The sequence below is a fragment of the Streptomyces sp. NPDC053432 genome, from assembly GCF_055585365.1.
Genome location: NZ_JBVJKF010000001.1, coordinates 385,690 through 399,704, shown reverse-complemented (window position 1 = coordinate 399,704; position 14,015 = coordinate 385,690). Strand labels below are relative to the sequence as shown.

Genomic DNA, 14,015 nt, shown 5'->3' with positions numbered 1-14,015 from the left:
ATGTCGCACGTCACGGAATGGAAGACCCACATCTACCTGTTCGAGGAGGACCGCACGACCGACGTCCGCATCGAACTGGACACCGGCACCACGAAGCTCACCGGTCACGGCACCGCCCGCTGCAACCCGACCGACGCGGATGTTCCGGAGATCGGTGACGAGCTCGCCGCGGCCCGGGCCATGGAAGACCTCGGCGCGCAGCTGAAGCTCCTCGCCTACGGTGACATGGAGGACGCCCAGGCCCGCCCGCGAGGGGGAACACCTCGGGCCACCGCATCGGACTGAAGCGGGGGAGGACGGCCACGTCGCGGTGTGTGTCCTCTGTCGTGTGCGACGACGGCGACCGGGGAGGCGGCATGGTGTATCACCGCGTGGGTGATGGGGCCGATGTGAGTGCCGAGGCCCGAGCGGCGGATACGCCGGCCCACGACGACGAGGGCCGCACCGGACGCCGCCTCCAGGATCTGGACGGCCGACTGGCCGATGACGGCGCGTGCGTCGACTGCGAGCCGGGGGTACTTCAGCTGCCAGGGAGTCAGCCGTTCCAGGAGTGTCGCCTGCAGCCAGTCGGCGATCTCCCCCTCGACGCCCGGATCGAGAGTGGGCGCATAGGAGAGCACGGGCGGCGGTGACCAGCCGTGGATGACGACGAGCGGGCAGGACCGCCGGTGGGCTTCCTCGCTGGCGAAGGCGAACAGACGGTCGCAGTTGCTGCGAAGGTCCACAGCGAGGACCACCGGTCCGTCCTCTCCCTCGTGCCCGGCTGTACTGCCGGGATCCGCGGCGGCGCGGACGAGGACGACGGGAGTCTCCGTCCGGGGAATGGTGTCGGCGCCGGTGGAACCGAGGAAGAACCCGGCGACCGCGCCCAACCGGCGTGAGCCGAGCACGAGGATGTCCGCCTCCGCTGCGGCTGCCGCCAGGGCGTCGGACACGGCGCGCCCGTCGATGCGGCGGGTGTGGACGGCCAGGGCGGGGTGCGCACCTTCCAGTCGTTGCCGGGTGCCGGCGAGGAGGTCGTCGGTCCAGCGTCTACGGGCTTCGGGGAGTGGTGCGGCGAAGGGGGCGTACTCCGGCCAGTCCTCTGCGTGGAGGAGATCGAGTCCGGCGCCGCGCAGTTCGGCTTCCTCGGCCGCCCAGTCGGCGGCGGTGATGTCTGCGGCCGATCCGTCCAGGCCCACGGTGACCTTGTTCGGCATGGTCTTCCTTCCTCGGACGGGAGAGACTGCTCACGGGTTCTGGCGCTTGCGGAGGCCCCGGTGGGCCGACCCCCTTTCAGCGGTCAGCGGTCAGCGGTCGCGGGGGCACGGACGAGTCTGTTGTCGACGTCCACGACGCCGTCGACGCTTCGGCAGAGCCGGACGATCACGGGCAGGAGCTCGGGACGGGACGCCGTGCCGCTGAGTGTCACCAGCCCGTCGTCCACCGCGACGGAGATCGAGGACGGAGCGATGCCCAGGGTCCGGGTGAGGACGTCCTCCACGATCTCCTCCTGGATGGAGTGGTCGTGGCGGAGGAAGAGCCCGATCAGATCGCTCCGGCTGAGTACGCCGCTCACCCGGCCGTCCTCGTCGACGACCGGCAGGCGTTTGACTCCGTGCCGCTGCATCACCCGTGCCGCACGGACCACGCTCCAGTCGGGGCGGGCCGTGACGGCGGGGCTCGTCATGAGGTCCCCGGCGGTCGGCGGCGCCCCCGCGGTGCGGCGGCGCAGGAGATCGGCTTCGGACACGACGCCGACGGGGCGCCCGGTCCCGTCGACGACGGGCACGGCGGTGATGTCGAACTCCCGCAGGAGCCGGGCGACTTCCTTGAACGCCGTGGAGGGGCGGACAGTTATGGCAGTGGGCGTCATCAGTTCTGCGACGCTGCGGTGCCTCATGAGGGCCTTCCCTCAGGCAGCTGCGGGGACCGTGAAGTCGGCTTCGACGTCGACGACTCCCGCTACGGTGCCGACGGCGCGCACCACCGCGTCCTCCAGCGTGGGATCCGTCAGCGAGCCGGTCAGATGGACGACGCCGCTCGCGACGTGGACGTGTATCCCGGCCGAGCCGCGTGGGACGAGCTGGTATGTGATCAGTTCACGGACTTCGGCTCCGATGTCGGCGTCGGGCCGGAGATACACCTTCAGCAGGTCGCCGCGGCTGACGACGCCGATCAGGCGGCCGTCTCCGTCCACCACGGGCAGGCGCTTGAGGTGGCGGCGTGCCATCAGACGTGCCGCGGCCGGGATCGTGGCGTCCTTCGTCACCGTCACGGCCGGACGCGTCATCAGCCGCTCCGCGGTCGTCGCGCGGTCGGGATCGGTGCCGCTGCCGCTCAGGAGCAGGTCGGCTTCCGAGACGACACCGGTCACCCGTCCGTCGTGGGCCACCACGGGGAGGGCGCTGACGTTCCACATCCGCATCGTTTCCACGATGTCCTTGAACGCGGTGTCGTGGCCGACGGAGATCACGGCCTGGACCATGACGTCGTCGACGGTGCGCAGGTGGTTCATGGCCTCTCCTCTGCGGTCGGTCCGCGGAAGGTCCCGACTCCTCAGGCGTGGGCGATGACGGCCACGGGCGCTGCCGCGTGGTGCAGCACCGCCTGAGCGACGGGCCCGAGGTGTACGCCGAGCGCCGAGCGGCGGAGGCGCCGGCCGACCACGACCAGTCCCGCTCCCCGGGAGGCCTGGACGAGCCGCTCACCTGCGGCTCCCGTGAACACGCTGGTGGTGACCCGGACCTCCGGGAACTTGTGCCGCCAGGGCAGCAGCATGTCGTCGACCATGTGTATGACGCTCCGCCCGATGTCCCGCTCGTTGTCCGGGTCGAAGAAGGGGACGTACGCGTACGCGGGTGGCATCTTCCAGCCGTGTACGGCTCGCAGCGGGCATCCGCGTCGTTCCGCCTCCTCGAAGGCGAACGCGAGCACCCGGTCGCCGGCCTCGTGGATGTCGACCCCGACGACCACCTCGGCGGCGGTGCCGGTGCCGGGGCCGTGAGGGTCGTCGGCGACGCGGACCAGGACGACCGGGGTGTCGGTGGCGACCACGGTGGACAGCGCCACCGAGCCGATGAGGAAGCCGACCAGGCCGCCCAGGCCGCGTGAGCCCAGGACCAGCAGTGCGGCGTCGGCGGCCTCGGCGGCGAGGGCGGCCGCCGGCCGTCCCGTGGGGCAGCGGCTCGTGGTCTCCAGGCCCGGATGACGGCGGTGCAGTTCCTGCGCCGTTTCGGTCAGGGCCCGGTCCGCCCAGATGTCCACATCCTGCTTGCCCAGGCCGGGGAGGACCGGGTCCAGTGGCCAGTCGACGGCGTGGACGAGCCGCAGCGGTACCTGCCGCAGGACTGCTTCCTGCGCCGCCCAGCGGGCGGCGGCCCGGCCCTCGGCTGATCCGTCGACCCCGACGGCTACATGGTTCTTCACGATGACCAGCTCCCTTGTGCGGCGGCGTGGCGTGGTGTCACCACGGCATCGCGTGACGAGCGGTCCCGGCCCCGGTGATCGCTGTGTCGTCGGTACGGGCGGTGACCTGCGAGGCAACGGCCACGACTCCGTCGACCCGTTCGACGAGGGCATGCAGGGCGCGCAGCTGGCTCTGGCGCTGGACGATGCCCTCCAGGGCGACGATGCCGTCCACCACATGCACCTCGACGTCGCCCACCGGGACTCCCACGACGTCCCGGAGGACCTCCTGCACGCGTCGCCGGATCTCCGCATCAGGGCGCACGAAGAGGCGCAGCAGGTCCCGGCGGGTGACGATGCCGACGAGCCGGTCCTCCACGTCCACGACGGGCAGGCGCTCGATGCCGCGCAGGGTCATCAGCCGGGCGGCGTCGGCCGCGGTCTGCTCGGCACGCACGGTGATGGCGGGCGCGGACATGAGGGTACCCGCTGCGGGAGGCGGCGCCGGTGTACCGCTCTCTTGCGGGCCCGGGCCGGAGAGCGGGGCCGCGCAGGCCAGCAGATCGGTTTGGGAAACGACCCCCACGACGCGGTCCTCGTCGTCCAGGACGGGTACTCCGGAGACGTCGTACTGGGCGAGGAGCTTCGCGATGTCCTTGAACGGGGTGCCGGGAGCCACCGAGACGACCTCGTCGGTCATCAGGTCGGCAACCTTGATGTGCTTCATGAGGCCCCTCCTGCCGTCCGGGTTCGTTGGGAGGCCGAAGCCCTGTGTCCAGCTGCCTTTCACCCTCCGCCGGGGACGAGGGGGAAGCGAGGGCCGAACGGTCCCGTCCCGGGGCCGTAAGGGCCACTCGGCTGCGGCGGTACGGGCCGGCCGCCACGATGGGGACCTTTGGTCCCGGGAGCGGTCCCCGTGCGGCCCTCCTCCCGGCGGGACCGCCGGTGTCAGCGTGGGTGGTGTCCCCCATCGGCTTCTCGGTCGGGAGTAACCCGTGGAAAGCACCATCCGTACCCCGGACACCAGCTCGGTCATCGTCGGTGTGGACGGCTCGGAGTCGGCACGCCGTGCTGCCCTGTGGGCCGCCGGGGAAGCTGTACGCCGCAACCGTCCCCTGCACATCGTCCACGGTGCCGACACGGACGGCAGGGCCCTGTACGTGGCGGCGGAGACCATCGAAAGGGTCCGTGCCGCCGGCCGTGACCTCCTGGACGACACGGCCAAGGCCCTGGCTGACGAGTATCCCGGTCTGCGCGTGACCACCGAGTTCAGCCGCGCGGACGCCGTCACCAGCCTGCACCGCGCCGGCGGCCTGCACGGCACGATCGTGGTGGGCAACCGCGGTCTGGGCGGCTTCAACTCGCTCATGCTGGGCTCCGTCGGCCTCGATACGGCAGCCGAAGCGCGGACCCCCGTCATCGTGGTCCGCGGCATCGACGGCACGGAGGAACGGGGCACCGTCCTCGCAGCCGTTCGCGACGAGCACGACCTCGTGTGCGCCCAGTACGCCGCACGGGAGGCTGAGCTGCGCAAGGCCTCGCTGCGCCTGCTGCACGTGTGGAACATCCTCCAGTCCGTCGGCAGCGTGGTGAGCATGCTCGACGACGTCGACAGGATCGCCGGGGAGCACTCGGCGGTCCTGGAGGCGGTCACGGACACCGTCCACGCGGAGTTCCCCGATGTGCCGCTCGAGAGCGACGCGGAGAAGAGCGTCTCCGTGGCGGGCGTTCTCGTCGAGGCGTCCCGGCACGCCGATCTGCTCGTCATGGGTGGGCGCAGGGCACCCAACGCGCTCGGACTCGGCCGCAACCTGGGCCGCGCCACGCACAGCGTGCTGCACCACGCCCACTGCCCCGTGCTGCTCATCCCCCGGGGCGGAACGGACTTCGGGAGCCGGACATGACCGGCCAGTGGAAAGGCACCCCCGACGTCCTGGTGGGCATCGACCCCGAACGGGACTGGCACCTCCCCCTGGCCTGGGCCGCGGACGAAGCCCACCTGCGCCGTCTCCCGGTGCGCCTGGTGCTCGCCGTCCCGTTCCAGCACGACGCCCACCACGTCGACGACACCCCGCGGCAGACGGCCCTGCGACAGGCAGGCGCCGAGAGACTCGACCAGGCCCGCGACTGGGTCCGTGAACGCCATCCCGAGCTGGCCGTGACGACCGATCTGCGCGCGGGTTTCCCTACCGAGGCCATCGCCGAATCGGCACGCAACGTCCGCATGGTCGTGCTCGGGTCGAGGCACCTCGGCCGCATCGCGGAAGTGTTCAGTGCCGGGTCGCTCGTGGTCCCGGTGACCGCGCAGGCCCGCTGCCCGGTCGTCGTCGTGGGCGACGCCCCGCACGTCACCCAGCAGCCGCCGTACGTCGTCGCCGGCGTCGACGGCAGCGCCGCCTCGGTCACCGCGCTCCAGTACGCCCTCGACGCGGCCGATGTGCACGGTGCCGCTGTCCGGGCCATCTCCGTGTGGCAGCCGCCGGTCTTCCTGCTCCACGACGAGGAGGTCGCCCTTCAGGCGCAGAAGGCCCTGCTGGCCGAGGCCACCGCCGGGCTGTCGGAGAAGTACCCGGACGTGCGCCTCACCCACGAGGTGCCGGTCGGCCACCCGGTGGAGGAACTGGCCCGCGCGGCCGAGCACGCCCTGGCCGTCGTCGTGGGCCGCCGGGGCCGCGGCGGGTACACCGGCATGCGTCTCGGTTCCACCGTGCACGGCCTGCTGCACCGCGCCCACTGCCCGGTGATCACCGTCCCGGAGCGATGAGGCCGACATGACCGGCCCCGTCACCACCGCACAGTCCGTCCGGGTGGATCCACCGGGACTGGCACAGGACGAAGCCGAACGCCGACTGGCCCGCCACGGTCGCAACGAGGTGGCACCGCCCCCGCCGACGCCGCTGTACCAGCGGGTGCTCGCCCAGCTGCGGGACCCGCTGATCGTGGTGCTCCTCGGGGCCGCCCTGCTCACCATCGCCATCGGCGATCACCCGGACGCCGTCGTCATCGGACTGGTGATCGTCGTCAACACCACCGTGGGGGTCGCCCAGGAGGTCCGGGCCGACCGGGCCGTCGCGGCGCTCTCCGCGCTCTCCGCCCCCCACGCCCGCGTCGTACGCGACGGAGCCGCGCACGAGGTGCCCGCCGCGCTCGTGGTCCCGGGGGACACCCTGCTGCTGGGAGAGGGGGACATCGTCGCCGCGGACGCGGACCTCGGAGAGGCGTCCGCGCTCCTGATGGACGAATCCATGCTCACCGGCGAATCGGAACCGGTCGACAAGGCCGCGGGGGAGACCGTGTCCGCCGGAACCGTCGTCGTACGCGGTCGCGGGACCGCCACCGCCACGGCGACCGGGCCGGCGAGTGCCCTCGGCCGCATCGCCGCGCTGCTGGACGGCGGCCACGAGCCGACCCCGCTCCAGCGGCGGCTCGCCTCACTGGGGCGCGTCCTCGCCGCCGCCACCATCGCCCTGTGCGCACTGGTCTTCCTCCTGGGCCTGCTGCGGGACCTGGCGCCCGGCACCATGGCCGTCACGGCCATCAGCCTGGCCGTCGCCGCGGTGCCCGAGTCCCTGCCGGCCGTGGTCACGCTCGCCCTCGCCCTCGGGGCCCGCCGGATGGCGGCGCGGGGCGCGCTGGTCCGTCGCCTGCCGGCCGTCGAAACGCTGGGCTCGGTGAGCGTGCTGGCCACCGACAAGACCGGCACCCTCACCGAGGGCCGCATGGTCGTCCAACACCTGTGGACGCCCTCCGGCGACGCCGCCGTATCGGGCAGCGGCTACGAGCCGCACGGGGAGCTGACATGCGCGGGACACGCGCTGACGCCCGAAGAGCTCCGCCCGCTGCAGGAACTCCTCACCACGGCGGCCCTGTGCAACGACGCCAGCCTCAAGCCGCCCGGCCCCGCTTCGGACGCGTGGAGCGCCGTCGGCGACCCGATGGAGGCCGCCCTCCTGGCAGCCGCCGCCAAAGCGGCTTGTCCCGGCCCGGCCGAGCTGCGCCAGGCCTGTCCGAGGATCGCGGAGGTGCCCTTCGACAGCCTCCGCAAGCGGATGACCACCCTGCACCACCTGCCCGACGGAAACGTACTGGTCTGCCTCAAAGGGGCGCCCGAGGCCGTCCTCACACCCCTGGTGCTCGCCGATCCGGCCGAGCTGCTGGACCGGGCCCGGGAGGAGGCGGCCTCACTGGCCGCCCGCGGGTTCCGGGTGCTGGCGGTGGCGGGCGCGGAACGGCTCCTGTGGGACAAGCCCGCCGTCGAGGCGGAGAAGGAGCTGCTGCTGCTCGGCCTGATCGCCGTCAGTGACCCGCCGAAAGCCGCCGCTGCCTCGACCCTGGCGGCCTGCCGGGAAGCCGGCATCACCGCCGTCATGATCACCGGCGACCACCCCGCCACGGCGCGCGCGATCGCCGAGCGCACCGGACTCGTCCGGGACGGGGAACCCGGTGAGGTCCTCACCGGCCCCGAGCTGGCGGCCGCACCGGACACCGACCTCACCGGCGTCCGGGTCTTCGCCCGTACCGATCCGCAACAGAAGCTGGACATCGTCCACGCCTGGCGGGCCCACGGCGCCGTCACCGCCATGACCGGCGACGGAGTCAACGACGGCCCCGCCCTGCGCCAGGCCGACATCGGCGTCGCCATGGGTGCCCGCGGCACGGAAGTGGCACGCCAGGCCGCCGACCTCGTCCTCACCGACGACGAACTCGCCACCGTGGTCAAGGCCGTCGAGGAGGGACGCCGCGTCTACGACAACATCCGCCGCTTCCTCGTCTACGCCATGGCCGGCGGCGCCGCCGAAATCCTCGTGATGCTGCTCGGCCCGCTGCTCGGCCTGGCCCTGCCGCTGCGCGCCGGACAGATCCTGTGGATCAACCTCCTCACCCACGGCCTCACCGGCGTGGCCATGGGCGCCGAGCCGCTCGCTCCCGAGGCCATGCGGCGCCCTCCCCGTCCACCGGGCCAGCACATCCTCGCCGCGGGTGTGTGGCAGCGCCTCCTCGTCCTGGCGTCCGCCGTCACGGCAGTCAGTCTGCTGGCCGGCCTCGCCGCCCGCACCGGCGGCCTGCCCTGGCAGAGCGTGCTCTTCCTCGCCCTGCTCGCAGCGCAGCTCGGCGTGGCCCTCGGTCTGCGCGCCCGTCTGATGACCAGGGAAAACCTCTTCCTGCCCGCCTCCGTGGCCGGATCCGCCGTCCTGGCGGTGGCCGCCCTGCACGTCCCCGCGCTGCGGTCGCTGCTGGACACCGAGCCCGTCGGCTGGACCGGCATGTGGCTCGCAGCGGCCGCCGCGGCGTCCGCCTTCGCAGCCGCCCGGCTCCTGCGGGGCGCATTCCGTAGAAAGGCAAGGCCATGAACGTCCATGAACCCGGGCACGGACCCGGACTCCACGCCGAGGTCGGCGACCAGATCGTCGTCGGCGGGCCCACCGTGGGCCAGCCCGGCCGGGACGGGGAGGTCACCGCCCTGCATCACGCCGACGGCACCCCTCCCTATGACGTGCGCTGGTCCGACACGGGCCGTACGACGGTGTTCTTCCCCGGCCCGGACGCCCACGTCCGGCATCTGCACGAAAGGGCGGGCGACGTCGCGGAGGGAAGCACCCGGGGAGCAGAAAAGGCTCGTGGCTGAGCAGGAACGCCCCTCCGGCCGGGGCTAAGGTGGACCCGTGGTCCTCTCACCGTTGCCGTCGGCCGGAGGTGGGACATGAGCGCAGGCGACGGGCCTGCCCGACCGCGTGTGCCCCGGTTGCGGCTGGACGAGCTGCTCGATGAACTCCAGGTGCGCATCGACGAGGTCAGGGGCACCCGGGACCGGCTGGACGGTCTCCTCGAGGCCGTCATGTCGGTGGGGCGCGAGCTGGACCTGCCCCAGGTGCTGCACGGCATCGTCGAAGCCGCCGTGGTGCTCGTGGACGCGGAGTACGGGGCGCTCGGCGTGATCGGCGATGACAAGAAGCTCGCCCAGTTCCTGCCCGTCGGCATCAGTGACGAACTCCGCGCGCAGATCGGCGACCTGCCCTCCGGCCACGGCATCCTCGGCGAGCTGATCCGTCACCCCGAGCCCCTGCGCCTGTCCGAACTGTCGGAGCACGAGGCCTCGTACGGATTTCCCGCGCACCACCCTCCGATGCATTCCTTTCTCGGTGTGCCCATCCGGGTCCGGGAGGAGGTCTTCGGCAACCTCTACCTCACCGAGAAGCGCGGTGGCACCGACTTCGACGCCGAGGACGAGGCGGTCCTCTCCACCCTCGCCGTCGCCGCCGGCATCGCCATCGAGAACGCCCGCCTCTTCGAGGAGGTCCGACTGCGCGAACGCTGGCTCTCGGCCAGCTCCGAGATCACCAGCGCCCTGCTCTCCGGCACTCCCGAGGACGAGGTACTCGAAGGGATGCTCGAACGGGCCAAGGACATCACCAGCGCCGACATGGGCGTCTTCTACCTCGTCGGTCCCACCGGTGAGCTGCGCGGCTCCATCGCCCTCGGGGACGGCGCCGCCGCACACCGCGGGATCGTCCTGCCCAGCGCGGCGGGCACCCTGGCCGAAGCCGCCCTGGCCCAGGACGGCCTCGTCACCGTCACCGACGTCGAGCGCGACCCACGGGTCACCGTGGAGCCGGAACGATGGACCGGCTTCGGTCCGGCCGTCGCCGTCACCGTCGGCACCAAGGAGCGGCTGAGCGGGGTCCTGATGCTGGCCCGGCGGCACGGCCGGCCGGTGTTCGCCCCGGTGGAGATCGCCGCCCTGCCGGGATTCGCCGGACAGGCGGCCCTCGCCCTGGAGCTCGCCGACCGGCGCCGCGACGCCGAGCAGATGAGCATGCTCGAGGACCACGACCGCATCGCCCGCGACCTCCACGACCTCGCCATCCAGCGCCTCTTCGCCACCGGCATGACCCTCCAGAGCGCCCAGCGCTTCGTCGACCATCCCGAGGCCTCCGAACGGCTCGCCCGCGCCGTCGACGACCTCGACGCCACCATCAAGATCATCCGCTCCACGATCTTCGGGCTCCGCGAGCACGACGCCGGGACGGGCTCGAAGCTGCGCTCCCGCGTCGTGCAGATCCTGGACGACGCTTCGCCCGGCCTCGGCTTCGCCCCCGCGCTGCGCATGGAAGGGCTGATCGACACCGACGTACCACCGGCCGTCGCCGACGAGGCGCTCGCCGTCCTCGGTGAAGCCCTCAGCAACGTCGCCCGACACGCCCGGGCGACGCATGCGGAGGTCTCCGTCGTCGCGGGCGACGGGGTGCTGACCCTCACGGTGACCGACGCGGGCGTCGGCTTGCGCGAGGGCGGCCGGCGCAGCGGACTGCGCAACCTCGCCGAACGAGCGGAGAAGCTCGGCGGCCGCATGGAGGTTGCGGCGCGGAGCGACGGGGCGCGCGGCACCCGCCTGGAGTGGGAGGTGCCCCTGGTCCCGCCGACGCTGTGACCACACGATCCGCACCCAGCAGCGCACCGCGGGGGACGGCTCCGGCACGCGGAGGGGACCGACCGGCCCATGCGCGGCGACCCGGCCGTGGCTCAGGCTGGCGATAGCGGGAAGAGTGAACCGCCCCTTCCCGCAGGACGCGGCGTGACGCGGCGAGCCGGCCGCTTGAGGAGGCCTGGCACCATGACCACCGACCTGGGGCGGCGGCTCGCCGCCCGTCGAATCGCGGCCGGAATCAGCCGCGAGGAGCTGGGGGAGCGCTGCGGAGCCGACGCGCACTACATCGCCTCCCTGGAGGACCGGGCAGCCCTCCCGGCCATCGGAACGCTCGTCCGCCTCGCGGAGGCGCTCGGCACCACCGTCGACGCCCTGGCCGCCGGCCCCGGCGCTCACGACCCCGGGCGACCGGCCAGGACACCCCGGACCGACGCCCGGCCGGTCGTTCTGGACGAGGAAGAGTGCCGACGGCTGCTCGGTAACCGCGGGATCGGACGTATCGCCGTCTTCACCGCGGACGGCCCCGCCGTCCACCCCGTGAACTACCTGATTGCCGACGGCGACATCGTCTTCCGGACCGGAGCCGACTCCCTTCCGGCACGGGCCGCCGGCACCGAAGCCGCCTTCGAGGTGGAGCGGATCGACGAGGTTGCGGCGAAGGGATGGAGCGTACTGGCCGTGGGGGTGCTCGGGGCGGCCCCTCGCCCCGAGGAGCTGGAGCGCCTGGCCGATGCCGCACACGCCACGCCCTGGGCGGGTGGAGAGCGCACCCACTGGATGAAGCTCGCTCCCCGCCGGCTCACGGGCCGGCGGGTGGAGTTCCGGCCGTGACACGGGCGGTACAGCGTCGCCGAGGCCTCTTGCGGCAGGGCGTCGAGGCGGCCTCGAAGCGGAGCCCGCGGCGGTGACCGAGCAGGGCGGACCGGTCCTGCGGCCCGCGGCCGGGGCCGAACGGTCCCGTAGCTGCCCCGACAGGCCCAAGCGGACCGTGGGCCGGCAGGCGGACAGTGGTGACAGGAACCGCACGAAGGCGCCCATGGCGCGGCGCCGGAGATTCAGGAGCACCCCATGGCAGGCAAGCAGATGGAGCGGAGGCGCAGCCTCTTCCCCGACCTCACCGAATGGTTCGGAGCCGACTTCCCGCGCTTCCCGATGTGGCGGCCGGCCCTCGACATCCACCCCATCCCGATCGAGGTGACCCGCACCGACGACGCGTACACGCTCCGTGCCGAAATGCCCGGGCTGGACCCCGAGAAGGACGTCGAGATCACCGTCGACGGCGACACCCTCACCGTCAGCGCCGAGCACACCGAGAGCACCGAGGCCAAGGACCACTCGGAGTTCCGTTACGGATCCTTCCGCCGCAGCGTCCGCCTGCCCGGCCAGGTTCCCCCCGAAGGAGTCGAGGCCTCGTACGCGGACGGCATCCTCACCGTCCGCGTCCCCCTGGAGCCCGAGCCTCCCGCACGCCGGCGCAGTATTCCCGTCAGGCGTCCCCAGGACCAGCAGACAGGTGAGCAGTCATGACCCCCAAGAGGGTGCTCGTCGCATACGGCAGCAGGCACGGCGCGACCGCCGGGATCGCCTCGGAGATCGGCAGGACCCTCCGCGAGGACGGCCTTGACGCCGTGGTGCTCCCGGCGGCCGACGTGGACGACGTCCGGGGCTTCGACGCGGTCGTCCTCGGCGGGTCCCTCTACGCCGGCCGCTGGAGCGGCAAGGCCCTGCACTGCGCCGAACGCAACGAGCGTCACCTCAAGGACCGGCCGGTGTGGCTGTTCAGCAGCGGTCCGGTCGACAGCTCCGCGGAGCAGCGCGAGATCCCGCCGGTGCCGGCCGTGGCCAAGCAGATGGAACGGCTCGGCGCCCGCGAACACGTCACCTTCGGAGGCAGCATCACCGCGTACACACCGGGAATCATCGCCAAGGCACTGGTCCGGCACGGCAAGGGCGGCGACTTCCGCAACCCCGAGCGGATCCAGACCTGGGCCCACCACATCAGCAGCGAACTCGCCACGGCCGCCTGAGCGGCCGGGTCACGCAGCCGGGGGGAGTGCGAGGGCCGTCCGGGACTCGAAAGGGACCGTTCGGCCCTGTCGTGCCACACGGGGCCGTGCTGTGATGAAGGTGACGGAAAGAGTCCCGTGAGGATGCGGAGAAGCGGCCGGCGGCCGTTCACCGCGCAATCAGGATCCGCGAGAAGCGGTCGGACTCTTTCCGCCCGCCTGTGCGCGCGGGCCGATCTCGTCCCCGGGGCCCGGAGGTTCCTCCAGGACGCTCCAGGCGACCGGGCCGAGCAGGTCCGCCACCCGCCGGAAGACGTCCATCAGCAGGTCGTCCACCGTCAGCATGCCCACCACGCGCTGTCCGTCGAGGACGGGAAGGCGCCTGACCCCGCTGTTGCGCAACGTCCGGTACGCGGTGTGGATGTCGTCGCGGACGCCGACGGTGACGGCGGGGGTGGTCATGACCTCCCGCACCGGATCGTCGCGGTCGAGCCCGGAGGCCACCGCACGCACGGCGATGTCGCGGTCCGTGACGATGCCGCACAGGACTCCGCCCTCCGTCACGGCCAGGCAGCCGACGCCGTGGACGCCCATCAGCCGGGCCGCCTCTCCGATGACCGTCGTGGAGGTGACGGACACCGCGGGCGCGGACATGCATGCCGACACGTTCATCGTCCAGCTCCTTCCGGCCGGGTCCCCTGGTGCTCACCGTAGGCCCGGGCAGCGGACCGGGCCAGGGCCATGCGGACCCGCAGGGCGGGACCGCATGGCCCTGGGCGGCGCCGCCCGGGCCGGGCACCATGGCGAGCAGATACCGACCCGCACTCCTGTCACCGAGGTGATCTGAGATGGCAATCACGACCTGGACCACCACGGGGGTCTTCACGGGACCCGGCGGGGTGCTCACCGGTACAGACGGAACCCTCACCGGGGAACTGACGGTGCGCACCACGTGGGAGCCGGAGCAGGCGCACGTCGCCGTCCAGTACGTGGGCGAGGCCGAGTGGCACGCCCTCGCCGGCAGCCCCGTACCCTGCGCATCGCCCGAAGCCGGCCGCTCGGTGCACCAGAGCGCGGTGGACGCCGTCCGCGCCGGCGGTTCGGCCGCCTTCACCCCCTGGCCGATCGTCCCTTCGGCGCCGCGGAGGACGGACGGTACGCCGACGTGGGCCGCCGGATGAGCGGACGCCGTGAGC

General features: G+C 72.6%; 16 protein-coding genes. 10 read left to right on the top strand and 6 right to left on the bottom strand.

What is annotated here, in order from left to right:
- On the top strand, window positions 1–285 hold the full coding sequence (locus ACZ6Y1_RS01795) for a dsRBD fold-containing protein (protein ID WP_469620944.1): 285 nt from the start codon (window positions 1–3) through the stop codon (window positions 283–285).
- On the opposite strand, the gene ACZ6Y1_RS01790 is transcribed toward ACZ6Y1_RS01795, so the two are convergent.
- From ACZ6Y1_RS01790 to ACZ6Y1_RS01770, 5 genes are all read right to left on the bottom strand, one after another.
- Window positions 216–1,199, bottom strand: coding sequence for a universal stress protein (locus tag ACZ6Y1_RS01790; protein WP_469620941.1), 984 nt, complete (start codon window positions 1,197–1,199; stop codon window positions 216–218). The genes ACZ6Y1_RS01795 and ACZ6Y1_RS01790 overlap by 70 nt on opposite strands.
- An 83-nt stretch (window positions 1,200–1,282) precedes the next feature.
- Window positions 1,283–1,882, bottom strand: a complete 600-nt coding sequence (locus ACZ6Y1_RS01785; protein ID WP_469620938.1) for a CBS domain-containing protein — start codon at window positions 1,880–1,882, stop codon at window positions 1,283–1,285.
- A gap of 12 nt (window positions 1,883–1,894) precedes the next feature.
- Window positions 1,895–2,497, bottom strand: a complete 603-nt coding sequence (locus ACZ6Y1_RS01780) for a CBS domain-containing protein (RefSeq protein ID WP_469620935.1) — start codon at window positions 2,495–2,497, stop codon at window positions 1,895–1,897.
- 41 nt (window positions 2,498–2,538) lie between these two features.
- On the bottom strand, window positions 2,539–3,408 hold the full coding sequence (locus ACZ6Y1_RS01775) for a universal stress protein (protein WP_469620932.1): 870 nt from the start codon (window positions 3,406–3,408) through the stop codon (window positions 2,539–2,541).
- A 37-nt stretch (window positions 3,409–3,445) separates the two neighbouring features.
- Window positions 3,446–4,114: a CBS domain-containing protein gene (locus tag ACZ6Y1_RS01770; protein WP_469620929.1), complete on the bottom strand. Its 669-nt coding sequence runs from the start codon at window positions 4,112–4,114 to the stop codon at window positions 3,446–3,448.
- Window positions 4,115–4,382: 268 nt separating this feature from the next.
- Between ACZ6Y1_RS01770 and ACZ6Y1_RS01765 the strand changes: the two genes are divergently transcribed.
- From ACZ6Y1_RS01765 to ACZ6Y1_RS01730, 8 genes are all read left to right on the top strand, one after another.
- Complete coding sequence (locus ACZ6Y1_RS01765; RefSeq protein WP_469620927.1) at window positions 4,383–5,291, top strand: universal stress protein; 909 nt, start codon at window positions 4,383–4,385, stop codon at window positions 5,289–5,291.
- On the top strand, window positions 5,288–6,151 hold the full coding sequence (locus ACZ6Y1_RS01760) for a universal stress protein (RefSeq protein ID WP_469620924.1): 864 nt from the start codon (window positions 5,288–5,290) through the stop codon (window positions 6,149–6,151). The genes ACZ6Y1_RS01765 and ACZ6Y1_RS01760 overlap by 4 nt, the downstream gene beginning before the upstream one ends.
- A gap of 7 nt (window positions 6,152–6,158) precedes the next feature.
- A complete protein-coding gene (locus ACZ6Y1_RS01755; RefSeq protein WP_469620921.1) occupies window positions 6,159–8,738 on the top strand; it encodes a cation-translocating P-type ATPase in 2,580 nt (859 codons plus the stop codon).
- Window positions 8,735–9,013 (top strand): DUF1918 domain-containing protein, encoded by a 279-nt coding sequence (locus tag ACZ6Y1_RS01750; protein ID WP_469620919.1) that lies wholly within the window; start codon window positions 8,735–8,737, stop codon window positions 9,011–9,013. Before ACZ6Y1_RS01755 ends, ACZ6Y1_RS01750 begins: the two co-directional genes overlap by 4 nt.
- 75 nt (window positions 9,014–9,088) lie before the next feature.
- Window positions 9,089–10,816: a sensor histidine kinase gene (locus ACZ6Y1_RS01745; protein WP_469620916.1), complete on the top strand. Its 1,728-nt coding sequence runs from the start codon at window positions 9,089–9,091 to the stop codon at window positions 10,814–10,816.
- 183 nt (window positions 10,817–10,999) lie between these two features.
- Entirely contained in the window at window positions 11,000–11,644 is a 645-nt protein-coding gene (locus ACZ6Y1_RS01740) for a helix-turn-helix domain-containing protein (protein ID WP_469620913.1), read from the top strand.
- A 237-nt stretch (window positions 11,645–11,881) separates the two neighbouring features.
- Window positions 11,882–12,340 (top strand): Hsp20/alpha crystallin family protein, encoded by a 459-nt coding sequence (locus ACZ6Y1_RS01735; protein WP_469620910.1) that lies wholly within the window; start codon window positions 11,882–11,884, stop codon window positions 12,338–12,340.
- Window positions 12,337–12,840, top strand: a complete 504-nt coding sequence (locus ACZ6Y1_RS01730; protein ID WP_469620907.1) for a flavodoxin domain-containing protein — start codon at window positions 12,337–12,339, stop codon at window positions 12,838–12,840. The genes ACZ6Y1_RS01735 and ACZ6Y1_RS01730 overlap by 4 nt, the downstream gene beginning before the upstream one ends.
- A 159-nt stretch (window positions 12,841–12,999) precedes the next feature.
- Here ACZ6Y1_RS01730 and ACZ6Y1_RS01725 read toward each other — a convergent pair whose 3' ends face one another.
- Window positions 13,000–13,491: a CBS domain-containing protein gene (locus ACZ6Y1_RS01725; protein WP_469620904.1), complete on the bottom strand. Its 492-nt coding sequence runs from the start codon at window positions 13,489–13,491 to the stop codon at window positions 13,000–13,002.
- Window positions 13,492–13,667: 176 nt separating this feature from the next.
- On the opposite strand from ACZ6Y1_RS01725, the gene ACZ6Y1_RS01720 reads away from it, so the two are divergent.
- Window positions 13,668–14,000 carry a hypothetical protein gene (locus ACZ6Y1_RS01720; protein WP_469620902.1) on the top strand — a complete coding sequence of 111 codons (333 nt, stop codon included), beginning with the start codon at window positions 13,668–13,670 and terminating at the stop codon, window positions 13,998–14,000.
- Window positions 14,001–14,015: the final 15 nt, after the last annotated feature.